Raw genomic sequence first — 22,698 nt, 5'->3', positions numbered from 1 at the left:
ATGGGATGACCGCTCATGCGGTACAGACAAACGGAGTAACGAGATGGCGAGAAAGAACTTACTGGCAGGTCTGGTTGACGGAGCCGATACTCCGCAGACAGACATCGCGCCTGCCTATCCAATGCGGGGTGCATCGAAGAGCATGGTTCGTTCGCTTGATGAACTTTCCAGGCAGGCCGACAAGTTCCTTGAAGGCGAAACGATTGTCGAACTCGACCCGGATTCGATCGACGGATCCTTCGTGGTCGACCGCCTTGAGGATGACCGAGAGGAATTCGAAGCTCTCAAGCACGCGATTGCCGAACGAGGCCAGGATACGCCGATCCTTGTGCGCCCTCACCCGTCGGCGTCTGGTCGCTATCAGGTGGTGTTCGGACATCGCCGTGTCCGGGCCGCCCGCGAACTCGGCGCCAAGGTCAAGGCCGTTGTTCGAGCGCTGGATGATCGCACGCATGTCATTGCGCAGGGGCAGGAGAATTCCGCGCGCGCCAATCTCTCCTTCATCGAGCGGGCGAGCTTTGCCCATCGGCTGGAGGCGCTTGGGCATGATCGCTCGGTAATCTCTTCATCCCTTACCGCCGACAAGACGGCGATCTCGAAGATGATGACCGTGACCGAACGGATTTCGCCGGAGGTCATCAGGAGCATTGGCCCTGCCCCGTCGACCGGACGCGATCGTTGGCTTGAGCTCTCGCTGCTCGCTGGAAAGGCGGACAACGCGGGACAGATCGGCGAAGTTCTGGCACAGCCCTCGTTTGGCTCGCTCACCAGCGACGAGCGTTTCAATGCGCTCTTCAACGCGCTTGCGACATCGAGGAAGCCTGTCAGGAAGGCGGTGCTCCAGGTCAAGGATCACTGGCAAGCCGAAGATAAGGCTGTGCAAGCTCAGTACTCGAACTCCGGCAAGGCATTCGCGCTTTCGATGAGATCGAAGAATGCCGGGCGGTTTGGCAAATACCTCGCAGACAATCTGGATCGGCTTTACGCCGAGTTCCTGTCCGCTAAGGATTGAATGGAAGCCCAAAAGGGCCGTTTCGAACACTTTTCTTGGTGGGAGGCTTGGTCAGATTGACCGTTTGCAAAAGGATCCTGAAGGCCGGGTGAGTCTTAAAGTTTGTCTGCCAGCAAGCAGAAATTGGTGTGCAAACCCAATGGTGTATTCGGAGATTTGGTCAGCATGAAAGCCTGGACCGAAAAACGCTCGCGAGTGGGCCCGTAAGGCAAGAAGTTGTCGGCCGGCAATTTCGGGATAATCCGATGAAAAATCAATGAATTAACGCCGTGCAGACTACACGCGGAAAATAGAATGCCGAGCACACCAGGCCGGCGGTAGCGTCTGCGGCTCGGACGCAAACGCGCTCAGCAGCACCGCCTGAATCGCGCAGATCGATCAGGCAGACTCGCTTTTGAGCGATGTTGCGTCTATTGAGACAGGCCGTTGTTTGGAGGTAGCACCGCGGGCAGGGCTTTGGCGAACGGGGCATTTGATGCCGATTTCGGAGCCATCTTTCGCAAGACCTGATGAACAGTCGGTCCCTACCGTTATCGCGCGCGAGTTTCCATCGCGCGACATTCGCCTATCATTCGATTCGGCAAGTGCAGCCTGCGCCGGTCATTGATTGTCAGGCTGCTTCTATGTCTGTGCGCGAGAAATCGTCGCCTTTGAAGAGCAATGGCTCGTTGCGCGACTTGGCCAGCGCATAGGAAAAACAGTCCCCAAAATTCAGGCTCGCCGGGTGCCGGCCCTTGCCAAAGTTGCGATTGAAGAGCAATGGCTCGTTGCGCGACTTGGCCAGCGCATAGGAAAAACAGTCCCCAAAATTCAGGCTCGCCGGGTGCCGGCCCTTGCCAAAGTTGCGCCAGGCACGTCTTGCAATAGYAATCTGTTCCGCGTCSACAGCGACGACTTCGACACCCGCTTTGTAGRGCCATAGATCGAGCTCGGCAGCGCCCGCTTCGCCGAGGCGAGCCTCGATCACGATGGACAGTTCAAGAATTGTCGCAGCTGAAATGAAACGCCGCGGAGCGTCGACTACTTTTTGCTCGTAGGTTTCTGCGTCCGGTTCGTTGAACGCGATCGCAACAATTGCTGATGTGTCGATGACCATCAGTTGGGAAGGCCGTTTTCGTCATACCCCAAAATCTCATCGGCAGAGCGCTTATCCAGCACCGGGAGCTTCGCCCAGCGTTTACGGCTCGCCGCCAGTTCCTCGAGAAGCACTTCGCGATTTCCGGCATTNATCTCATCGGCAGAGCGCTTATCCAGCACCGGGAGCTTCGCCCAGCGTTTACGGCTCGCCGCCAGTTCCTCGAGAAGCACTTCGCGATTTCCGGCATTTGCGAGGCGCCGCAGCCGCTCTTCCAGGGCGCGGCGCGTGGCCATGGTGATAGTTTCTCCGGTCTTCTCGGCCAGGGCCTTGGCAAGCCGTTCGGTCTCCAGATCTTTAATACTGAGCGCCATCGAAGGTTCCTTGGTTCCTGATTTTCTGTATTCTACCTGACCGCAGTGTTGATGCAAGAGAAGTATCGGGGCTGATGGATTGCGAAGAAACCGCTGAAGTCGCGCTCTCAGAAGATCGCGATGTATGGGCCGGACGGCGCGATTTCGAGTTGGCGCGAACTGATGACGGCCGCGGTGGTCGTCCGATCAATGCTCGGTGTCAGTCCGAGCGCTAAACCAGGATGCTTGCGACGCCATGGCCCCGGAAAATGCGGCCGCGACGATGGCCTGCATTCTTGAGAGGGCGGGCATATCAATTCTGCCGGCGCATGACTTCCGTTGACGCCGGAACCGTCTACTAATGTGAGCGCACCAGTGTCATTCGAGCCTATCGGTCCGACAGGACAATGATCAAAGGAGGATACTTTGGCAACCGGTACGGTAAAATGGTTCAACACAACAAAAGGCTTCGGTTTCATCCAGCCGGATGACGGAACTGCCGATGTGTTCGTCCACATTTCCGCGGTGGAGCGAGCTGGTCTACGCGGACTCAACGACGGCCAGAAGATTACCTATGAGCTGGTGAAAGACCGCAAGTCCGGCAAGATGTCAGCCGACAACCTCCAGACCTGAGCCCATTGCGATTCTGCAGCTTACTGCATGCAGTGTTTGTTCTGCTCCAGCGGTGCCTCTGGCCGGACGTCCAAGACCACACGCCTTCGCCGGTATGACCGGCGCTTTCAGGTGATCAGCCGAGCGGCGCGCCCCTGTTTGCGTTCCACGTCATTGTAATAGCGAGCGGCCTGCATGACGGACTTGTGCAGCGACTGCTGCATGGCTTCAGGGAGCGGGATGCCCCGATTGGCAGCCTCGGTCAGATAGCCTGACCGCAATCCATGCGCGGAAAATAGCGTCGGGTCGAGCCCGGCCTGTTTGCAGCGGCCCTTCAGGATCAGGTTGACCGACTGCGGCGTCAGCGGCCGCTGGTCGATATTCCCCCATTGGTCAATGCGTCGGAACACCGGCCCCTCTTCGATATTGGCTTCCCCCAGCCAACGTTTCAGCGCAACCACTGGCCGGCCGATCAGCAGCACATGTTCGTCGCCATCACTCGTCGTCGTCTTCGTGCGGCCGAGCCGGATCGACAGGCAGGGGAGGGGAGGGGATTTCTCGTCGTTTGGATCTGTGCGAACCGGGTCCTCATCGTTGAGATCCTCAACGCGCATCGCTGCCACTTCTGATCGGCGCCGTCCGCCGGAGGCGAACGCGGCCAGAAGCAGTGCACGATCGCGTAGATCGACCAGGCGCTCGCCAGCGCACGCGAGCAGAAGCTTCGCCAGGATATCCGCTGTAACCGCCTTTTTGCTCTTGCGTTGCCGCGGCCGTGCACTGGCGCGAACGGCCAGCCGCAGGGCCGATTTCAGCGAAGGGCGGTCAAAGGAACCGATGAGGCCGCGCCAACGGGTGAGGATCGACCAGCTTGTTAGCCGGCGTCGAACGGTTTGCGGGGCGTGTGGCCCGTCGGCGCGCAAGAGGCGTTGAGAACGCAAGCCGCTTTCCACCTCTGCCGGCATGCCATGGCCTGGATCCTCGGCCCGCTTAGCCGGGTCCCAGAGGTGATGGGCGACGAATTTGAGAAGCAGACTCTCCGGCGCCGGCCAGGGGAGGGGAGTGCCAGTGGCGAGCTGGCACCAGGCCTCGAGATAGCCGAGGTCAGAAGCAAGCGCCCTCAGGGTATTGTTGCCCATGCCTTCGCTGGCGAGGTGTTTTAGCGTCGCAACATCGTTGTCGGTCAGAAGTGCAGCAAGCTGGTCGCGGCGGTCGAAGGGCAGGATGGCGTCCAGGGCGTCGAGTTGCTCGGCTCGAGCCAGAGCACTTGATTGGATCCCGTCAGTGCTCATTGCCGAACGGTCCCAGGACCGGCACTTTCTCTGCCCGCGCTGCAGCCGCCAGCTTTCGATCGAGGGTCGCCAACGGAAGGGACCGGGCGATCGCGAGCTCGAGATAGGCAGCATCATACGCACTGAGCCCTTGCGCCGTCGCAAGCTCGATCACCGATCCGTCCTGGCCGGCGCCGGCGTCCTCAAGTGGGAGGCGCCGCAATCTGGTCATCGCCGTCAATGCCTGACCCGCCGCAATGCGCTGGCGCCTTTCGGCGGTTACAAGGATGCTCCTGGCTTCGTGCCAGAAGAGACCTGGGACCGGACACTGGCCGGATATGCTGGCGATCAGTTCTTCAGCGATTTCGCTGTGCTCTTCCGGAAGCAGCCAGGCGGCTGCGGTCGAGGCATCGAGAACGAAGACGCTCAAAATCGCTGTCCTTCGCGCTTCCAGTCAAGGATCTCATCGTTGGTAACGGGTTTGGCACGTAAGCGAGCCGCCCGGACTTCTGCCATCAGGAAGCCGAGCTCATTGTCCTTGTGGATCCGGCTAAGCTTGGCGACCGGATCGTTGCCGCGGGAAATGATGACCTCTTCACCGGCTTCGACGCGCGCCAGGAGTTCGGAGAGATGCGCCTTGGCCTCGGCGACTTTGACGGTGACGCTCATGGGAAACTCCGCTGAACAATGGCTCTCGTCGCGCAGATTTCGGACGAGCGCAAATTTGACGTTCTGAGCTAAAAATAGAGCGCACGTACGTGTTGGTCAACTGGTGGACCATATCACTATCGATACTTGAAACCTATCGATAGAGAATCGGCTTGAGATTTTGCGGCTGGATGACGGAAACCAGAAGCCATTTCACTTCCGTTTTGTGAATTTTAAGTTGTTAATTCATATCGTTAATGATCGCTTAAGATGGCCGAGAGTGCTGACAGGGACGGCCTTTAAAGCCCAGACGCCTTGTGAGATTGCTGCGGAAGCGGGCGAGCGCGGCGCTGATGTTTGCGCGCCAATTCAGTCGAAGCGCAGCAAACGGCTGGACCGGTTGCGGTTTCCGCTCAGTCGGGTTTGAAGCCGATCACCATCGAGTCCGGCCCCAGCAACGGCTCAACGCGTGTGGACACGAAGCCGGCGTCGCGCATCCAGGCCTGGCAGTCGGCGCCGGTGTAGTCGAAGCCTCCGCGGGTCTCGATCAGCATGTTCAGGCTCATCAGCAGGCCGAAGGCGTTCAAGCGTCGCTCGTCATCGATGACGGCGTCGTAGACGATCAGGGCCCCGCCGTTCGGCAGCGCGGCGAAGGCCTTTTCCAAGAGCATCCTCTTCTCGGCAAGATCCCAGTCGTGCAGGATATGCCCCATCACGATCACATCGGCATTCGGAATCGGGCCGTCGAAGAAGTTGCCGCTTTGGAAGCGGATGCGGTCGGCGAGGCCCTGCCGGGCGACGAACTCGTCGAATATCGGCTGCACCGCGGGCAAGTCGAAGCCGATGGCCTGGAGATGCGGATGGGCTCGCGCGATCACCACCGGCACCATGCCCTGCGCCGCGCCCACATCGGCGAAGGTCGTGTATTTCGACCAGTCAAACCTGGCGGCGATCGCCTGTGCCGCACCGGCGCTGATCCCGCTCATGGCCTCGAGGAACCCGCGCAGCCGTGCCGGCTCCGCATAGATCGCGGCGAAGAAGTCCTCGCTGTGCTTGGCTTCGTTCTGCGGCTCTCCGGTGTGCAGGGCTTCGGTTAGCGAGCCCCAGAAATCGTAGAGCCGGGCATTGGCCATTTCGAAAATGCCGCCGATATAGGACGGCTTCGCCTTGTCGAGGAAGAGGTCCGTATCCGGGGTATTGCGATAGCGGCCCTCCTCGCGTTCGGGCAGCTTCAGGGCCACCAGCGTGTCGAGGAAGTCGCGGGCCGAACGGGGATGCAGTTTCAGCCTGGCCTGCAGATCCGGCAGGTTGGCCGGGCCTGCTGCGAGCTCGGTGAAGACGCCGAGTTCGACCGCGCTGAGCAGTGCCTTGGAGGCCCAGAACCCCATGCCGAGCTGCATAATGTTGTCCGGCGTCGTTGCGTCCATCGCTCGTCTCCTTGTGGATTGTGTCGTTGAACGGCAGCTGGGATTGAGACCGAAGCGGTCCGACGGCGGAGCGAAGCCGAGGACCTCTCGTTTTGTCGAGGCTCCCTGCAAGGGAAAAATAGAGCGTTTTGCGATGGGCTGCTATTAATCAAATGAGTAGCTAAGAGGCCAACCGCGAAGCGGCAATTCCGACGCCGAACTTTGACCCAACGACTTCACGTCGAGCAGCGGCGGAGCTTTCAAAGCCCCGGTACCTTGGAAACTGCGCCGGAAGCGGCGGCCGATGCTGTGATTTGATCCGCGCGTGGAACGAACGCTCATCGACTATCGCGGGTCGAAAACTGCCTAAGTTGCCGTTGATGTTCGATTTTGCCATGGCCTGGCAAAAAAGTGGCTCGCTGAAATCGTACAGCGTTGATCGTCTAAACCCAGCGTTCATATGACAGTTTTCGCTTTAAAACTCTAAAGCAAAAACCCGCATGCGCGCGCGATGGCCCCGGTCACCGGCCCAGTTGAAAAGAGCCGAGAGTGATCTCTCGGCTCTGGTATATTCTGATAGGGGGCGGCGATCGCCGCCCCATACCTCTGTCCGTTTTCGCCCGGATTATGTGTTTGCAGCGATCTGTGCGTCGATCGCTGAAAGCGTCGTGGTGCGAGACACAACGATCCCGGCGCGCTGGGCGGCAAGGTCGTTACGGATGGCGTCATTCGGCGCTGCAGCGATGGCGCGGTCGATTTCGGCGAGAGCATGATCGAACTGCGCGACCGTCTGGTTGCGGAGGTTGCCGAGATAGTCACGTGTCGCTACGAAGATCTCGGCTTGCATCGCTTGTGCCAAACGCTCGCCCGCGTCGGCGATCGCATCTCCAGCTGCCGCTCGCGCCTTCAGTTCCGCTCGCGCCGATCCGACCTTGGGAACATCGAAGGAGAAGGTGCGCGGCTTCATCGTAACTTCGGGAATGTGCAGCTTCCATTCCTGGAGGCGCATTGCGAACTCGGGGATCTTGGTAGACCACTCGTGCCGGACCATGGAGATCCGGGGAACCTTCGTTTTCATGAAGCCGAAGTTGTGCATTTCCATCCGGAACTCGGGCACGTCCCATGAGAACTTCCGGAGCTTGAAGGCCACCTCGGGTACATCGAGCTTCATGGTCTGGAGTCGCATGGTGATTTCTGGCACATGAAGCTTGATCTCCACACGTTCCATCATGGTGTCGAGGAGGACCTCAGCAGACGACGGCAAGTTCTGGCCAAGCTTCTCGCTCTGCGTGGTGAGCGCATCGATCCGGAGCTTGAAGTCGGCGTCGATCTCCGCGATCTTGGCGTTGAGTTCGGCCTCTGTATTGATCGCGGTGCTCGGCGGCGCGGCCATGGCGGTTGCGACGGGTGCTGTACCGAGCATGAGCGCCACAGTCGCGGCGCGAAATAAGTTGGTGGTCATTCCTGTTACTCCCGTAGTTAAGTGGCTCGTTATCTGTCGTGCCGGAAGGCGGGAGGCTTGCCGCCGGTGCCTTTCCGTTCACATCGGGGTAAGGTTTCGGATAGAGGTCTGAACAACGCCGGGGATGTGCGCAAAAAAACGACAAGGAAATTGCCGAAACAAATCAGTCGCTTGTCAAATCGTCGAAAAGATTCTTTATTTTGATGAGTTGGATCGACTTCGCCGAAATACCTTACGTTCGTGAGACACAAGCGAGGGCATCATGAAGCGTTCAATGAAGTCATTTACCGAGAAAGCTCGTTGGCAGTCGTCGAAGCTTGGCTACTCGGCAGGAGAAATATCCGAGGAGCTTGTCGTCAGGGCCATGCGGCTGCATCTCGATGGAAACAACGATGAGGCTGCTGCTCTGCTCACCGAGGTGCCGCCAGACGAACGGTCCGCGCGTCTGTGGCGCATTCTCGCACGCCGAGCTCGCACGTGGCGGTGCCTCCACGGCTCGCGGTTGTCATGAACGGGCACTGCGGATGATTTAGAGGCAGGCGACAATAATGCCGCGGCGGACGATCTCGTAAACCTTGCTGCTGTCTATATCGATGAGGGAGCGCTCGACGCGGCTTGGGCGGCGGCAGAGCACGCTCACAGCCTTGTTCCTGACGCTTGGGTACCACATGTTGTGAAGATCAGCGTACTCAACAACCGCGGGGATCGCGATGCCCTCACGAACTACCTCACCGTGCTTTTAGACGCTCGGCCGGAACTTCGGAAAGACGAAGATTTTCTCCGGCATGTAGAATCAGACCTAGACTTCATCGGGGTTGCCACCATCATTCAGGAGAATTGAAATGACCACTTTTGTCGCAAGTATCCTCCTGTCGCTCTCGTTCTCTGCAGGCCTGTCGCAGGCTAAGGGCGGCGACCCCGTTCAAGCCCCTGTTGTTTTGGCCAAGACCGGCACGGGCGTGGTTTACGGAGCCTGATGTCACCGTTGGGCCTGAGGGGGAATCGAAGCGATGATGTCAGAAGAAGAACTTCGACAGACAATTCGTGACGTCGAGGCAGGAAAAATCCTGACACCGGCTGAAGCGAAAGCGGTGCTTGAAGGGGCTGCGCCTCTGATATGGCTGGCCGCAGTCGATCTCGCGCAGCGTGGACTTCTACCACGCCGAGGCCTCGACAGAGACAATCAATCCGATGTTGTCCATGATTTGGCCGAAGTTTGCGTCCCAGCAGCAGCTCATGGGACTACGCAAGTCGCAACCCGATAAGGGCAAGAACGAGCGCTCGGGTTGGCGGCTTGATACTCATCTTTCCGCCTTCGTGCGAAGCCGCTACAGGGGTGTGCATTCGAACTGGCGTAAGCGTCGGGAGAACGCTCCTATCGGGCCGACGCCACGAGGCCAGAGCGGTGAAGGTGAGTCCGACGTAATCGACCGCCTCAGCACAGAGACCGTGTACGCCGTCGCGGCGTCCTGGAGCCCCGAGCAGCGGGCAGTCGACCGCGATCTCAGGCGATCGCCCTAGTCGGCGATCGAAGCCGAATCTCCAAGGCACGCGCACTTGCCTTCGGCCTTGCCAAGGGCCTCCATGGCGAGGTGACAAATGCCGAAGCAATCCGAGCCTACGCGCAGACGCTGGGAACACGGATCCCGGCCGCGCGGATCAAGCGGGCTAATCTCAATGCCTCTAAAGATGGCGTTGGGCTTGATCTTAATTCTGTCGCGGCCGTACTCGATGTAACCCACGAGTGTGCCCGCAGCCGGGTTAGAGCGACCGAAGCCGATCTCAGGGCATTGCTTAGGTGAGGGGAAAGGGACCGGCTCGGTGCAGGTATTCGCCGGCGCCGAGCCGGGTCCCCATTACCTAAGAAATCCATATGTGCCGAGCAGGAGCCGAACGAATTCGGGGGATATGTCATAGACCTGCCTAGACACGAGCGCGCCGTCCGGATGAGCTTGGATGTGTTCACCGCTTTTGACGTCGTAATAATTGAGGGCTATTTCCGCAGGCCATGGAAATCTTTGGTCAAATGGCACCTCCGCATATGGATTGAAATAGACTTGGAGCCCATCCACATGGGTTTCATGATGAAACGATGAATGCTGAATAAGCATATCTGCACCGCCGATCTGATCCTCGCTCTCTCGTCGCTGTGTGACCAGGTAGTTCAACGGGGCGAGCTGAAACCGGCGCGTTCCGACCTGCCAGAGCTTCGAATTGGGCTCAACCTTGTGTTTGTCGATAAGCCTGTACCGCGTTGAACGGATAAGTTTATTTACCTTACTTTCAACGACGGCTTTTCCAAACGTGCCAACCGTCGAGAAGAAGACGGCGCTGATCTCTTTGAACGAATCGTTCGTGAAAATTCCCATCTCAACCGGCGCACCTGAAGGCTTCGGGAGCGAGGTTATCCTTGCTTGCTTCCCAATGTCTGGCCCTTCGAGTACCGGCGGCGCCAGGCCAAAAAGGACCATGTTGATGAGCTCGTTGTTCTGGGTGAGCGAGAGGTCGCTGTCGAAGGGCGCGATGGCAATGACAAATGGGCGATCGCGCACGTGGCTCAGTGAAGAGTATGGGTGCTTCTTGCCATTGCTTCCGCGATAAAGATCCAGCTTGTCCCTGATCTTTCCGGCGAGCTTTAGCGCACCAAGCTTTTTGAAATCCCGCTCATTGAAGGTAGTCGTCTGTCTGGCGGTCGGCGCCTGATCGGAAACTACGGCTTCGATGTTAAACTCATATTTTCCGGGCCCGCTGACGAAGAAGTCCGGCGCAGATTTGGAATAGTCGACACTGCATCCCAAATCGATCAGGGCCCTGTTGAGGTAAAGCTCCCACATTGAGGAATTGAACGTGGACTGAAATTCCTTGATGAATTTCTGGCCCTCGCCTCTTCGATCCAGCAGGCCAGTCGCCCAGTTCTGGATGACGGACTTGGCCTTAGCATATTCTGGGTCAGCGCAAATGAGACGAAAGTGATGATGGAGTTTTTCTTCCGGGAACCGGGGATCAAACAAGTCGAACATTCATAACCGTCGTGAATTTTGTTTCGTATCGCTCTGCCAGCAAAGCCGTCGCGAAGCAACGGTCCATGGTCAAAACTATTGTACCGGAAATTGGAAGGGCGATGGTCGCCTTCAGCACTGCTGGAACTCGTCGAAATCTTTGGCGTCGGAAAACGTGATATCAGAAGTGTTCTGGCGGGGAGCATCATGAGTAACCTTCGTCACTGTCCTATCGAGCCCGGCAAAGAGGCGCCCTGATGCTCGACGTCTCGGTTTTCGTCAGGAACCTTAGCCACGCGTTCTGCAAGACTATTAGGTGAAGCTGCTAGATATTCTATCGTCATCATAATCGACGGCAGTCCCAACTTGGCTTTATGCAACCATAATGTGAAAGTTCATGATCGATCGGCCGCTATTTATTGTCTCTTTCTACGGCTGAGCCTTTCCGCGTGCTTGCTATTGCCGTAAAATACGACAGCTTGTGGTTGGTCCTGAAATCTATGATTCGGTTCGGCTATGATCAAGCAGCCCTGTATACGACGTTTGAAAGTCTCCAATTTCCGAGGGCTCGCGGATACGGACTGGCTCCCCGAAGACCGAATGAATCTGCTCATTGGTGGTGGCGACTCCGGTAAGTCGACGCTACTTCATGCGATCGCGATGGTCTTCAGCCCCACGAATGCCGCTCAGGTCTACGAGACCGATTACTTCAACAGGTCACTCGATCCTGGCTTCGTCATAGAGGCAACTGTCGCGCTTCCCGCAGAAGTGGAATTGGCTAATTTTCAGCAGACGCTCTGGCCATGGGAATGGGATGGCAGGAAAGCCGTTCTGCCTAATCGCGATCAAGAGGATGCAAATCGCGATCCGGTTTATATCTTTCGAGTCCGAGGTACGCCAGAGTTGGAACTGGTTTGGGAAGTCGTCCAGCCGAATATGGATGCTGTTGCACTTTCAACTAGCCTCCGTCGGAAGGTTGGCGTCGTGCGGCTCGCCAACGACGATCGCAATGACCGCGACTTGCGCCTGGTTACAGGTTCGGCCCTCGATCGACTCCTCTCGAAGGGCAATCTTAAAGCTCGAATAAGTGCACAAGTCGCTTCGGTTGAGGTCGCGAACGCGTTTACGAGCGAAGAGACCAAAGCGCTCAAAGATCTTGATAAAGTGCTGAGAGACGCCGGCTTGCCACACAACCTGGATGTTGGACTGACAAGCAGGCAGGGCCTTTCCATTGGCGCGCTCGTCGGTCTTCTAGCCGATAAGAACGGTACAGCGCTGCCCGTCGCCAGCTGGGGAGCGGGTACTCGTAGAATGGCGGCGCTCCAGATTGCAGGGGCGATCGAGGCGTCCACCCGGCTGACTGTTATCGATGAGATTGAGCGCGGACTCGAACCCTACCGTATACGCCAGCTTCTCGATGCAATCTCATCAGATACCCAACAGAGTTTTTTGACTACACATAGTCCGGTCGTAATTGCGGCAGCTAGAGACGCCGCTCTCTGGTACATGGCCGGTGATGGCCGAATTGGGCGACTCCATCAGGAGAAAGTGGGCAGACAGCAGAGCCGAGATCCTGAGACATTCCTGTCGAAAGTCCCGATTATTGCGGAAGGGGTTACCGAAGTTGGATTTCTCCGCACCCTATTTCGTCGCGTTTTCACTATACATGAACATATTTACGGAATTCGAATTGCCGACGGAGGCGGCAATGAGGCGATGCTGGGCCTCCTGGAAGCTCTGGAGACAGCTGGGATCACCGCTGCTGGCTTCTGTGACGACGAGGGAAAATTCGCTGGGCGCTGGCAAAAACTGAAATCTTCTGCTGGACCTAAGCTATTCCAGTGGTCGGGAGGCTGTCTTGAAGAGAACATTATCGCGCATGTTCCCGACGAGAAATTGCTCTCCCTTGCTTTTGATCCAGATGGAGTCGGGGGTGAACGTCTCCGGACCCTTGCTGACCGACTGAACATTCAGAGCAAGGAAGAGACCGAAATCTTGAACGCCAGCGGATCTTACGGAGCGCTTCGGAAGGTTATTATTTCCGCCGCGACCGGGGACAAAGGCGGAGCGTCGGATGAGCGAACCGCTAAGGAGTGGTCCAAGCACAGTCAACGGTGGTTTAAGTCGATCGGCGGTGGCGTTGAGCTCTGCGAGAAAATGATTGCTTTCGGTTTGTGGCCGAAGATCGAACCGGAGATACTTCCTTTTATCAATGCGATATGCACGGCCGTGGGCAAGCCGGCGTTAGCTCCGGGGAACTTACGTTTTGACGGATGACGAGGTCGCCGCGCTCCTAAGCTCCGATCTGGGACTTGTTGTGATCGAGGCGCCAGCCGGTTGCGGGAAGACCTACCAGGGCGCCAATTACGCCCTGAAAGCTGCTCAAGCGCTATCGGTGGGACGGGTCCTGATTTTAACGCACACACATGCCGCACGATCAGTGTTTGCCAGCCGGACACGTAGAGTATCGAACCGTGTCGAAATCCGCACGATCGACAGCTTTCTGACTGAGATTGCAGCGATGTACCATCGCTCGCTCGACCTACCAAGAGATGTTGGGTCTTGGGCTCGTGAGCACAATGCTTACGACGTCGTGGCTGCGCGGTGCAGAGAGCTTCTTGAGCGCTCTATTTCGGTGTCGCACGCTGCGGCGACACGGTACCCGATCATCATTTGTGACGAACATCAGGACGCGAGCGCGGATCAACACGCAGTCGTGATGGCTCTGCATGCGGCGGGCTCGATGGTCCGGTTCTTGGGCGACCCCATGCAGCTTATATATGGAGGCACTGGAAATGGGACAAGCTTAGCGCTCGATCGTTGGGAGCACTTGGCGACCTTAGGCGGGTTCGGAAAGCTGACAAACCCGCATCGTTGGCAAACAGGCTCTCGAGAGCTTGGGCAATGGGTGCTACGAGCGCGCGACGCGCTCGCCAGTGGAAACCGGATTAGCCTCGCTGAACCGCTTCCTAAAGGGCTTACCATTATACACGCGTCGAATTCTGCCCGAATTGCACACAAAGCGCTCAATATGTCGACTGAAGATCGCCGTCCAATTTCTGATCTCGCTAGGAATTCGCAACAACTGCTCGTGCTGACCTCTGGGAATGACCGAGTCGATCATCTGAATGCCTTCTTCAATCGAACCATACGGATCTGGGAAGGGTACAGCCGCGACGAGCTTTCATTTTTGGTGAGAAGCGTCGAGCGGTTCGCTGGCTCAGCCCCCGATGTAGCGGAAGCCTTCATCACTTTCGTTAGCAGCACCTGCACCGGGTTCACTGCGTCAATTCATGGCCAGCGCGTCCGTCAGGAAGTGATGGATAGGTGCGGAAAGGTTAGGCGAGGATTGCCCGCGCACTTGCAAACGTTAAGCCGCATGCTCTTGCAAAAGCCCGATCACCAAGGCGTCAGCCTCGCTCTCTCGTTGTTGAGAGATCTCGTCACGTCCAAAACACCGGGCTTTTCGACAATCTCTATCGATCTCAAAAGCGAGTTCCATGATGCGATAAAAATAGGGAGTTTCGCCTCAGCAGCGGATGGACTTGCTGAGATAATCAAGCGAAGAAGTTATTCGCATCCCCATCCTCCTGAGAGGTGCATCAGCACCGTGCACAAGTCGAAGGGGCTCGAATGCGACAATGCATTGGTGCTGATGTGCGACCGGAGTTCATTTTCGAGCACTGAGTACAAGCGACGACTGATGTATGTGGGCCTCAGCAGAGCGAAGAAAAGCTTGACGCTTGTCGTCTGCAGAGACGACCCAACTCCACTCTTTAGCTTTTAAAGCCCTACCAGGTTTGGGCGCCCTTTTTTGCCCTACGCCTTTCCTCGACATGTCGCCGATCCTGGGACCGAGTGCTGTCGGGGGTAAGCGTCCGGTGAAGGAGCCTTTGAGATTTTGCTCAGTGCGCTGAAGTTACGTCGCTAATTCCGTAGTTAGCGACGTAGCCAAGGGTGAGCTTTATGGGGCGGGTTGAGATTCTGACGGGCGTCGAGCGCCGCCGTGTCTGGACGGATGAGGACAAGCTGCAGATTCTGGATGAGGTAACGAGTGGTTCTGGCGTCGCCGAGATTGCCCGCCGGCACGATATTCTCCCGCAGCAGATTTACACCTGGCGCAAGAAACTCGGTCGGGACATCCGGTCACCGAATGGAGCAGGCGTCACGCTGTTGCCGGTGGCGCTGATCGGGCCGGATGCGGATCGCGAAACGGATCGAACTGCAGCAGCAGAAAGGGCCGCACCGAAACGGTCCGCAAAGCCGTCGCGCATCGAGATCGGCTGCAAAGGTGGTCGCGTCCTGAAGATCGATGCGTCAATCGGCCCGGAAACGCTGAAAGCGCTGATCCGGTCGGTGGAAGAAGCATGATGGGACCGGGTGCGAATGCGCGCGTCTATCTCGCCTGCGGGGTGACCGACATGCGCAAGGGGATCGAGGGGTTGACGGCCCTGGTGCAGACGGCGTTGCGGCAAAAGCCGGCGTCCGGATCGGTGTTCGTCTTTCGTGGGCGTCGCGGCAACCGCATCAAGCTTCTGTTCTGGGACGGCCAAGGCTTCTGCCTTTACTACAAGCTCCTGGAGAAAGGTCGCTTTCCATGGCCGTCGGTTGCCGATGGCACGGCGCGGCTGACGGCGGCGCAACTGGCGATGTTATGGGAAGGGATCAACTGGCGGCGGCCGTCATGGACCGCTGCGCCGACGCACACCGCATGACTTAAAAAAATCTAATCTTTCCATTGCGATAGCTGGTGAGCCGAGGCCAAATCAGCTATACGTTCCGGCCATGGAGCACAACCTTTCCGATTTGCCGGATGACGTTGAAGCGCTTCGCGCGATCATCGCCGCGCAGGCGGAGGAACTGGCGTGTCAAAGTCAAAATCTGCGCTCGCGCGATGCCCTGATTGAGAAGCTGAAAGCCCAGCTTGCCGTTCTGAGACGGGCACGCTTCGGTGCTTCGTCGGAGAAGATGGAACGCTCGATCGAGCAGCTTGAGCTGGCCTTGGAAGACATCGAGGCCGCGGACGCGGCGATCGACGTCTCTGCGCGTTCCGTCTCTGGCAACGCAGAGAAGGCGAAGCCGAGCCGGAAGCCATTGCCGGATCACCTGCCTCGACAGGAGGTCGTTCACCAGGCCTCCTGCAACTGCCCGGTCTGCGGTGGTTCCGACTTCATCCGCAACGGCGAGACCGTCACCGAGGTTCTCGACTATGTTCCTGCCTCCTTCCGGGTGGTGCGCCACGTGCAGCCGCGCTTCACCTGCAAGGGCTGCGACACCGACATCAAAGCGACGATGCCGTCGCTGCCGATCGAGCGTGGCAAGCCGGGGCCGGGACTGGTCGCACATGTGCTCACCGCCAAGTATTGCGACCATCTTCCGCTCTATCGGCAGTCCGAGATTTATGCGCGGGAAGGCGTCGATCTTTCCCGTTCGACCATGGCCGATTGGGTCGGCAAGGCGGGTGCGCTGCTCGAGCCGCTCGTTGCCAAACTACGCGCGCACGTGTTCGCCGGCGGCCGCCTGCATGGCGACGACACGCCTGTTCCCGTGTTGGAGCCTGGCAAGGGCAAGACGAAGACCGGACGGCTGTGGACCTACGTCCGCGATGGCCGCCCCTGGGCCGATGATACACCGCCTGCCGTCTCCTACTTCTACAGCCCGGATCGCAAGGGTGAGCATCCAAAAGCCCATCTCGCAGACTTCTCGGGCACCTTACATGCCGATGGCTATGCCGGGTACCGCGACCTCTATGAAGCAACGCATCCCGATAAGCCCGCCCGCATCCAGGAGGCGGCCTGTTGGGCGCATGTCCGCCGCAAGTTCTTCGATCTGACCACCAGTCTTGGAACGCACCCGATCGCCGAGGAAACGCTTCTCCGGATCGGCGAACTCTATGACATCGAGAACGCCATTCGTGGAGCGCCGCCGGACAGGCGCAAGTCTATCCGCCAGAACCGGGCCAAACCGAAGATCGAGGCCCTCAAGCAGTGGTGGGACAAGATGCTTTCGGACCTGCCGCGCTCAACCAATACGGCGGAGGCGATCCGCTATGCGATTACCCGATGGGCCTCTCTCTGCCGCTTCCTCGATGATGGCACTATAGAGGTCGACAACAATGCCGCCGAGCGGGCAATCCGGCCGATCGCGCTCGGCCGCAAGAACTGGCTGTTCGCCGGATCGGACAAGGGCGGTGAGCGCGCCGCCGCGATCCTGTCGCTCATCGAGACCGCGAAGCTCAACGGTCTCGATCCCGAGGCCTATCTTCGCGATGTTCTCACACGTATCGCCGATCATCGAATCAACAGGGTCGAGGAGTTGTTGCCGTGGCGTCTCGCAAAGGAAGACAATTGATTTGGCGAGTATTCGTTAAGACGCAGACGACCGCTCTGCTATTGGCGCTCACCGCCACCCCGTCCACGGCTTGCTTCATATCCAAGCCGCGGGATTTTGCCGTCTTCCGGGAGGCAGAAGTAATCATTAGTGCCAGAGTTACACGATATGAGAAGCAGCCGGCGTCCCACATCGCGATCTTTGCCCTAGAGGTCGTTGAGACGCACCGCGGCCCCCACGGTATCAGGGAATGGACAGCACGCTGGCAAAACAGCTCATTCGCGGAACCCGACAGGTGGGATGGCCCGACCGATGTTATCGTCGGCCTGAAGGCCGTGATCGATTACGATGGCATCGCTAGAATTGAAGTTGTCCAACAATCTTGCGGGCCGACGAGCATCTTGGCCGACACGCCAAGAAACCTGCAGCAAATAGTGGACGCGCTGCGGTAGGGCACTGGCTTCACCGGACGCTTACTGTCGGGGCGTATCACGTAGTCAAGGTCCTCGAGGCACGACTTCGACATGTTGAAGGTCACGTTCAGCGAGTGGTAGCCGAGCTCGTCATGATGGGATTTTGTTTTGAAACCGACATGCAGCGCCGCCGCTATCAAAACGCCATTAGGCACGTAGTGAGGTCCCAGCTTCTCGCCTTCAGGATAGGTGCAATCAAAGTTTTCAGCGATATGCTTTACCCAGTAGCTACCCGTCCCATCGCGGATCGTCCTGGTGCGCGCTACCCTGTGCAAAACGCAAGCGATAGAAGAAACGGTGTGACGGCGTAGTCGGTGAGTAACTCAGCGCGGTCCTCCTTGAAACGCGCATACCGTTCGCGGGCATTCTCTCAACTTCCATCTGGTTTGCGCTGGGACCTACCAAAGCCAACGCCCCACACGCTTAGGTGTTCGTTAGCCGCGACAACGTCAGCGAGGGCAACTTTTGCAACGGCGCGATGCAAAATGCTTGGAGAAACTCGAAACCCTTGTTGCTTCAAATATTCTTGAAATGCAGCGCCGTTAACAAGAACAGGTTCAGTTGGGGATTTCGAGGTGATCCGTGCCGCAGAATAGCTTGCATAACCAAATGCCCTTCCAAGGGCTTCGCACCGGTGGGACGATTTGACGGCTGGAAGTTTACTCAGCAACTCGCGCTTCACAGCTTCGAGGGTAGCAAGACTTGGATTGATTTTGAATTCAAACATCAGCATCTCCAGCTATTGGCATGCCGTTCGCCGATTACGCAGCAAGCCGCTGTTGGATGCGGTCGTAGAAAGCAAAAGAAGATAATCAAAGACGTTTGACTCGGCGACAAGTCACGGGTGCCTAACCACGGGGAATAACGTGCAACGAGTCGTTGGAAGATACAAGGTCTTTTCCGGCGGAGTGCGAGCTTACGGGATCCGCCTGGATATGAGGTTTTCGAGAACATGCGCAATTGGCTGCTTGCGGTTTCGTTTTCTCAAGTCAGTCAGCATCTCCAAGTGTCTGAACTTAACCTCGACAGCCCGTTTGGACACCTCGAAATAGGTCGATAGATTTGAGAGCAACTGATCATAATCCGCAATATTTGACGGCTGGTCGTCGACAAATATGTAGCCATGTCCTCTATCCCGTATGCCGAGATTTCGGCGATACTCCGCTGTCATACGCTTAAAGATATCGTCGGGCAGAATGAGATTGGACGAAAAAGCATTCGCCTGATACTCAAGCCGCTCAATATTGAAGCTTGCCTCGGTCTCCCTCGTGATCATCAAATCGCGTTCTATAATGTTTTCGGAGCTGAGATATAACTGATGCTGCAAGGCGAAGTGGCCGATCTCATGTGCTAGCGTGAAGCGCTCGCGGTAGCGATTTCCGTTGGCATTGACGACGATTTGCTTTCGTTTGAAGTGAGCCGTACCAAGAATGAGAGTACCGTCGATGTCTCGAAAGTCCCGATCAGAGACTTCCAAGTGAAGCGAATGAGCCGAGCAAATCCTTTCAAGGTCCACCGGTCCACCATCGTAGCCGATCAACAGCAGGGCGTCCCGAGCTGCCTTCTTGATCGTGTCGGCGGATATAAAGGGGATCGCCACTGGGCTTTCTTCCGCATCACCGGACAGTTCCCGATGCAAATTGCCTAGCAATTGGTCGATACTGCCGAAGAACTTTCCGTCGTAGTACGCGGAAAACTTGAGCGACTTAGATGCGGCATCACTTTGGAATATCTGAGACTGGACAAAACCATGCTCGATATAAGGCCGCCCCTTCCGATCTGCGATGATATCTAGTCCGAGTTCGTCGTATTTAACGATCCCCAATCCCTTGTTTCTGGCGACCTTTTCGGCGCCGGATTGCAGGCGTGAAGATACAACCATCACGCCTTTTGCGGAATGAGGGAAAATGCGGCCTATTTTCGATGAAAAGTCGTTGACGTATAGTTCTGGAACGCTTCCAGCGTAGTTCTTGCACTCGAATAAAACATAAAGCTGTGGTGACAATCGGCCCTTGGCGCGAACTTCAATAACGATGTCGAACTCGACGTTGTCCTCGCGGTCCTTACAGTAATATTTCTTCTTCTGAAAAATTTCACTAGCTTCCGGAGGGTAAGTCCCAAAGATTAGCTCTCCGCTCGCTTTCTGGTCGAGGAGATAGCGATAGAACGCATCTTCAAGACTATCGCCCTTATTGGAAGAATTCACGACGTCTCCTTGAAAATAGACGCATCGGTAGACTACAGAACTTCTTTTATAGTGAATTCACGCGTCGTAAAAGGAAAATGGCGTCTTTCGGTGTCGAGGATCATTGACGTCGCCATCTATCATCCCACTCCCTGACTGCGATCCTGCTACCGCGCACATGAGCCGCAGATTGTAATCTCCATAGCCTTAGACTGGGGTCCGCGGGTTCCTTCCTCGGGTACTTTCGTACGCCTCGCGGCGCCCGAAACTCTTCACGGGAGCGGACTGACAGGTCTTCGCCACCAACCGAGAGATAGCTGCCATTTGTCGGGGGCGGTCAGCGAGACTGCTTCCGACCTCATTTCGGCTATTCCGTGCCAAGATAGGAACTCTCAAAAGCTGACATTCGTTGCACAGACAAATAACCGCTTCGTGCCCGCATCTCGACCCTTCAACTGCTTGCCGCGTTCTTCCGTGTCGTCTTGCCTTCATGGTTTCACATCACCGAAACTTATCCTCCTCGTCACGCGCCTCCTTATACGCTCGATCCATCTTTTCGTTGGACAGACCTAGGTCCTGCCAAAACTGATCCCAAGTCGGCCTGATTTCCTGAAGGCTCTTGCTCATGACTTCTTTCAGCAGACCCTTAGAGATTAGCCACACCTCGAAAGCGCCAATCGCTTCGGACGAAATCTTGTCATTTTCGGATGCAGCGGTTATCGAGGGGGCTACTTCCAACACGGATATACCGCCAATTTCTACCACCCACTTTGCTTGCTGGACAGCAAGTGGGATTTCCCAGATGGGCCTGTCATCGTCGGAGTAACCATGAAGCCTCAGCAGAAAAGGGCCCTCACCTGCTGTAATTTGAGGCATACACGAAAGGAATATCTCCGAAATGTCATCTTTATCCATATCGTGATTAAGTAGAACAAGATGTTCGACGTCGCGCTCTGCGGCTAACGGCGAATTGAAACGGTACTGAAAATTGGACACGTAACCTAACAGCGCCGGGTTGAACGGAACGCTCCACATGGAGCCGAGCTTTCCCTTGTGATATTCGATATCGCTGCTCCAAAACCCACTGATCGCAGTCGGCACAAATTGCTCAATGAAAATCTTCTTGAATTTCATGAAGTCAAATAGCAGCCACGGGTCCGTTATGAAGTCGGATAGGGTATCCGGTGCCTCGGATAGCTTCTTGATACCATAGTTAGTGAACCCCCTGCCGCTCGCATAGGTCCTCGCTGCGTCAAGTGCGGCCTTTGAGACGCTGCCACTTTCTATGTGTCCACCAACTGGTGCCACATCAATTACCTGCGTTTCCCCGAAGAGGATGTTGGGAAGCTCCGAGCTATGTTTCGTGCGCTTTGCGGTATGGCCGAGCATCGTCAGGATGTTTGCCATGGCGGTCGTAAGTTCATTGATTTGATACGGCAGTATTCTCATGCCGTCCCATGCCCAGTTCGCTATCTTGGTGATGCTCTTAGAATGTCGCTTCCCCACGCCGGCCAATTCTAAATCCCAGTTGATTAGGCGTCGTGTAGCTAGTGCTTCAAGGATAGCTGGAGAGAGATGCTCTCGCAGATATTCGGCGTCCCCTAGCGGATCAGAAACCCGTAATCGAACCTTTACACGAAGTGGCCGTCCGGTAATTTGGACACTTTCGGTTGGAGGATGAACCCAGCGAGGGTCGTCGCCTAGCCATTTCGGCTCAAGTTCTGGAACCTTCCTCCAGAGAAAGAGGCCAGGATAAGTCTGTCTTCTTATAGTGAGTTGATATTTGATGTGTGGGGTGATCTGAGCCATGGAGCCTTCGAGCTCTCGCTTGTAAAACCATTGGTCCAGTACTGTTTCCAGAGCACTTTTTCTTGGTGGGTACAGTCGGTGAGTGTCAGCTTCCGTCAACTCGACGCGGGGCAGAAGGATCTTGACGGCCTTCGACTTGACGACCTCAACCGCCTCCTCCGATAGGTAATGCAAGAACAGTCCGTGTTGCGCCTCAAGTCGCCACAAATTCTCAACGGATATCCTAACGAGATTGACCCCATCGATCTTCCGAAGGTCGCTTTCCCAAAAGCAGTAAATGACTGCATCGCCGGTGGGGGCGGCAGGTTCTCCCTTGGCAAATGTTAGGGCTGTCTGGGGATCACTGGTCAGGTCAAGAAAGGAGGTGGCAATGCCGTAGTGCTGCGCAATGGCGGCAACTGCATCATTCTTCCCGTGGTAAGGGTGCATTGGCGGCACGCCATGCGCCCATTCCGCAAACATTCTCATTTCTGCGTCTGCAGCTTCTCGCTTGTCGTTGCTGAGCCGGAACAGGCTTGGTATGAGCCTCGGCCAGTCCACTGTTTGACCTCTGAACAGATCAGCTTGACCCGACGACAACAACTCTCGGCATATTTTCAACGCATCTTCATAATTTTGAGCGTGAACTATTTTTGAGGTGATCTGGTGTCCCACGAAAAGGCTCCCTGCCATCAGAGAAAAGACCTTACTGTAATTTGAAAGGAAAATCTGAGGGGTCGAATTAAGAGTTGGCGGATGCCGGTCCCGAGTTCGCCAATCGTCCAACGTCTGCTTTTCCTGCCGGTGACTCAAAAGCGGACAGTCGGAAATCCATCCGTCTGAGACATTTATAATAACCTAAGCAGGTCTACCTGCTTGTGGAGCTTCCGAGCAGCAGATCCTGCGCTTCCGGCCATGAATCTGTATTGATCACGCGGTCCCGAGCCATCTTTTTACACAGCTAGCCGCTTGCCATTGCTGCTTCTGTGTAAGCGCGATTTTCCCCGCACATTGACGCGGACGATTAGACGGATCGCCTTGGCGTTGGGAACGGCATCTGGTCAGGCGGTGGCAGTTTTTGCGAAGT

Annotated in this window: 19 protein-coding genes and 2 pseudogenes; 9 read left to right on the top strand and 12 right to left on the bottom strand. The window is 56.7% G+C overall.

Features of this window, described 5'->3' with window-relative positions; translation table 11 throughout:
- Positions 1 to 43 precede the first annotated feature (43 nt).
- Positions 44 to 1,012, top strand: a complete 969-nt coding sequence (gene repB, locus ASD52_RS10150) for a plasmid partitioning protein RepB (protein ID WP_057224139.1) — start codon at positions 44 to 46, stop codon at positions 1,010 to 1,012.
- Between the two features lie 610 nt (positions 1,013 to 1,622).
- On the opposite strand, the gene ASD52_RS10145 is transcribed toward repB, so the two are convergent.
- The 3 genes and pseudogenes from ASD52_RS10145 to ASD52_RS39920 form a co-directional block, all read right to left on the bottom strand.
- Positions 1,623 to 2,108, bottom strand: a complete 486-nt coding sequence (locus tag ASD52_RS10145; protein ID WP_057224137.1) for a type II toxin-antitoxin system VapC family toxin — start codon at positions 2,106 to 2,108, stop codon at positions 1,623 to 1,625.
- Positions 2,108 to 2,239 (bottom strand): annotated as a pseudogene (locus tag ASD52_RS39925) (type II toxin-antitoxin system VapB family antitoxin); the annotation flags it as partial. The gene ASD52_RS10145 and the pseudogene ASD52_RS39925, both read right to left, overlap by 1 nt.
- Position 2,240: 1 nt before the next feature.
- Positions 2,241 to 2,461: type II toxin-antitoxin system VapB family antitoxin (locus ASD52_RS39920; protein ID WP_244497447.1), on the bottom strand; the 221-nt coding region annotated here is incomplete at its 3' end.
- Between the two features lie 111 nt (positions 2,462 to 2,572).
- On the opposite strand from ASD52_RS39920, the pseudogene repC reads away from it, so the two are divergent.
- Both repC and ASD52_RS10135 read left to right on the top strand, forming a co-directional pair.
- Positions 2,573 to 2,767: pseudogene (gene repC / locus ASD52_RS37130) on the top strand (replication initiation protein RepC); the annotation flags it as partial.
- Between the two features lie 99 nt (positions 2,768 to 2,866).
- Positions 2,867 to 3,073, top strand: coding sequence for a cold-shock protein (locus tag ASD52_RS10135; RefSeq protein WP_057220938.1), 207 nt, complete (start codon positions 2,867 to 2,869; stop codon positions 3,071 to 3,073).
- Between the two features lie 107 nt (positions 3,074 to 3,180).
- Here the strand turns inward: ASD52_RS10135 and ASD52_RS10130 are convergent, their stop codons facing one another.
- The 5 genes from ASD52_RS10130 to ASD52_RS10110 all read right to left on the bottom strand — a co-directional run bounded on the left by ASD52_RS10130 (position 3,181) and on the right by ASD52_RS10110 (position 7,836).
- Complete coding sequence (locus tag ASD52_RS10130; RefSeq protein ID WP_057224133.1) at positions 3,181 to 4,341, bottom strand: site-specific integrase; 1,161 nt, start codon at positions 4,339 to 4,341, stop codon at positions 3,181 to 3,183.
- Positions 4,331 to 4,750: a type II toxin-antitoxin system VapC family toxin gene (locus ASD52_RS10125; protein WP_057210669.1), complete on the bottom strand. Its 420-nt coding sequence runs from the start codon at positions 4,748 to 4,750 to the stop codon at positions 4,331 to 4,333. Before ASD52_RS10125 ends, ASD52_RS10130 begins: the two co-directional genes overlap by 11 nt.
- A complete protein-coding gene (locus ASD52_RS10120; protein ID WP_057210673.1) occupies positions 4,747 to 4,989 on the bottom strand; it encodes a type II toxin-antitoxin system prevent-host-death family antitoxin in 243 nt (80 codons plus the stop codon). Before ASD52_RS10120 ends, ASD52_RS10125 begins: the two co-directional genes overlap by 4 nt.
- Before the next feature lie 392 nt (positions 4,990 to 5,381).
- Positions 5,382 to 6,395, bottom strand: coding sequence for a methyltransferase (locus ASD52_RS10115; RefSeq protein ID WP_057224131.1), 1,014 nt, complete (start codon positions 6,393 to 6,395; stop codon positions 5,382 to 5,384).
- A 604-nt stretch (positions 6,396 to 6,999) separates the two neighbouring features.
- Positions 7,000 to 7,836 (bottom strand): hypothetical protein, encoded by an 837-nt coding sequence (locus ASD52_RS10110; RefSeq protein ID WP_057224129.1) that lies wholly within the window; start codon positions 7,834 to 7,836, stop codon positions 7,000 to 7,002.
- A gap of 842 nt (positions 7,837 to 8,678) precedes the next feature.
- Here ASD52_RS10110 and ASD52_RS40585 point away from each other — a divergent pair.
- Complete coding sequence (locus ASD52_RS40585; protein ID WP_277996383.1) at positions 8,679 to 8,813, top strand: hypothetical protein; 135 nt, start codon at positions 8,679 to 8,681, stop codon at positions 8,811 to 8,813.
- 879 nt (positions 8,814 to 9,692) lie between these two features.
- Here the strand turns inward: ASD52_RS40585 and ASD52_RS39915 are convergent.
- On the bottom strand, positions 9,693 to 10,856 hold the full coding sequence (locus ASD52_RS39915) for a hypothetical protein (protein ID WP_057224123.1): 1,164 nt from the start codon (positions 10,854 to 10,856) through the stop codon (positions 9,693 to 9,695).
- Between the two features lie 579 nt (positions 10,857 to 11,435).
- Here ASD52_RS39915 and ASD52_RS10090 point away from each other — a divergent pair.
- From ASD52_RS10090 to ASD52_RS10070, 5 genes are all read left to right on the top strand, one after another.
- Entirely contained in the window at positions 11,436 to 13,112 is a 1,677-nt protein-coding gene (locus tag ASD52_RS10090; protein WP_200954027.1) for an ATP-binding protein, read from the top strand.
- On the top strand, positions 13,102 to 14,622 hold the full coding sequence (locus ASD52_RS10085) for a UvrD-helicase domain-containing protein (RefSeq protein WP_057224119.1): 1,521 nt from the start codon (positions 13,102 to 13,104) through the stop codon (positions 14,620 to 14,622). Before ASD52_RS10090 ends, ASD52_RS10085 begins: the two co-directional genes overlap by 11 nt.
- 179 nt (positions 14,623 to 14,801) lie before the next feature.
- Complete coding sequence (locus ASD52_RS10080) at positions 14,802 to 15,206, top strand: transposase (protein ID WP_057224116.1); 405 nt, start codon at positions 14,802 to 14,804, stop codon at positions 15,204 to 15,206.
- A complete protein-coding gene (gene tnpB, locus ASD52_RS10075; protein WP_057224114.1) occupies positions 15,203 to 15,550 on the top strand; it encodes an IS66 family insertion sequence element accessory protein TnpB in 348 nt (115 codons plus the stop codon). The genes ASD52_RS10080 and tnpB overlap by 4 nt, the downstream gene beginning before the upstream one ends.
- A gap of 70 nt (positions 15,551 to 15,620) precedes the next feature.
- On the top strand, positions 15,621 to 17,186 hold the full coding sequence (locus ASD52_RS10070) for an IS66 family transposase (protein WP_057224112.1): 1,566 nt from the start codon (positions 15,621 to 15,623) through the stop codon (positions 17,184 to 17,186).
- An 822-nt stretch (positions 17,187 to 18,008) separates the two neighbouring features.
- Here ASD52_RS10070 and ASD52_RS38310 read toward each other — a convergent pair.
- The 3 genes from ASD52_RS38310 to ASD52_RS10055 form a co-directional block, all read right to left on the bottom strand.
- Positions 18,009 to 18,365 carry a hypothetical protein gene (locus ASD52_RS38310; RefSeq protein ID WP_156612951.1) on the bottom strand — a complete coding sequence of 119 codons (357 nt, stop codon included), beginning with the start codon at positions 18,363 to 18,365 and terminating at the stop codon, positions 18,009 to 18,011.
- A gap of 189 nt (positions 18,366 to 18,554) precedes the next feature.
- Complete coding sequence (locus tag ASD52_RS10060) at positions 18,555 to 19,844, bottom strand: ImmA/IrrE family metallo-endopeptidase (RefSeq protein WP_057224095.1); 1,290 nt, start codon at positions 19,842 to 19,844, stop codon at positions 18,555 to 18,557.
- A gap of 480 nt (positions 19,845 to 20,324) precedes the next feature.
- On the bottom strand, positions 20,325 to 22,286 hold the full coding sequence (locus ASD52_RS10055) for an FRG domain-containing protein (protein WP_162254159.1): 1,962 nt from the start codon (positions 22,284 to 22,286) through the stop codon (positions 20,325 to 20,327).
- Positions 22,287 to 22,698: the final 412 nt, after the last annotated feature.

This window comes from Ensifer sp. Root142 (genome assembly GCF_001426785.1).
Lineage (GTDB): Bacteria > Pseudomonadota > Alphaproteobacteria > Rhizobiales > Rhizobiaceae > Ensifer > Ensifer canadensis.
Note: the sequence above shows the minus strand (reverse complement) of the source record. Positions and strands in the feature narration are given on the sequence as shown.

Excerpts from the sequence above, each read along its gene's own strand:
- repB (WP_057224139.1), top strand. The coding sequence starts at position 44 with ATGGCGAGAAAGAACTTACTGGCAGGTCTGGTTGACGGAGCCGATACT.
- ASD52_RS10130 (WP_057224133.1), bottom strand. The coding sequence starts at position 4,341 with ATGAGCACTGACGGGATCCAATCAAGTGCTCTGGCTCGAGCCGAGCAA.
- ASD52_RS10120 (WP_057210673.1), bottom strand. The coding sequence starts at position 4,989 with ATGAGCGTCACCGTCAAAGTCGCCGAGGCCAAGGCGCATCTCTCCGAA.
- ASD52_RS10115 (WP_057224131.1), bottom strand. The coding sequence starts at position 6,395 with ATGGACGCAACGACGCCGGACAACATTATGCAGCTCGGCATGGGGTTC.
- ASD52_RS10110 (WP_057224129.1), bottom strand. The coding sequence starts at position 7,836 with ATGACCACCAACTTATTTCGCGCCGCGACTGTGGCGCTCATGCTCGGT.
- ASD52_RS40585 (WP_277996383.1), top strand. The coding sequence starts at position 8,679 with ATGACCACTTTTGTCGCAAGTATCCTCCTGTCGCTCTCGTTCTCTGCA.
- ASD52_RS39915 (WP_057224123.1), bottom strand. The coding sequence starts at position 10,856 with ATGTTCGACTTGTTTGATCCCCGGTTCCCGGAAGAAAAACTCCATCAT.
- ASD52_RS10090 (WP_200954027.1), top strand. The coding sequence starts at position 11,436 with ATGAATCTGCTCATTGGTGGTGGCGACTCCGGTAAGTCGACGCTACTT.
- ASD52_RS10080 (WP_057224116.1), top strand. The coding sequence starts at position 14,802 with ATGGGGCGGGTTGAGATTCTGACGGGCGTCGAGCGCCGCCGTGTCTGG.
- tnpB (WP_057224114.1), top strand. The coding sequence starts at position 15,203 with ATGATGGGACCGGGTGCGAATGCGCGCGTCTATCTCGCCTGCGGGGTG.
- ASD52_RS10070 (WP_057224112.1), top strand. The coding sequence starts at position 15,621 with ATGGAGCACAACCTTTCCGATTTGCCGGATGACGTTGAAGCGCTTCGC.
- ASD52_RS38310 (WP_156612951.1), bottom strand. The coding sequence starts at position 18,365 with ATGTTTGAATTCAAAATCAATCCAAGTCTTGCTACCCTCGAAGCTGTG.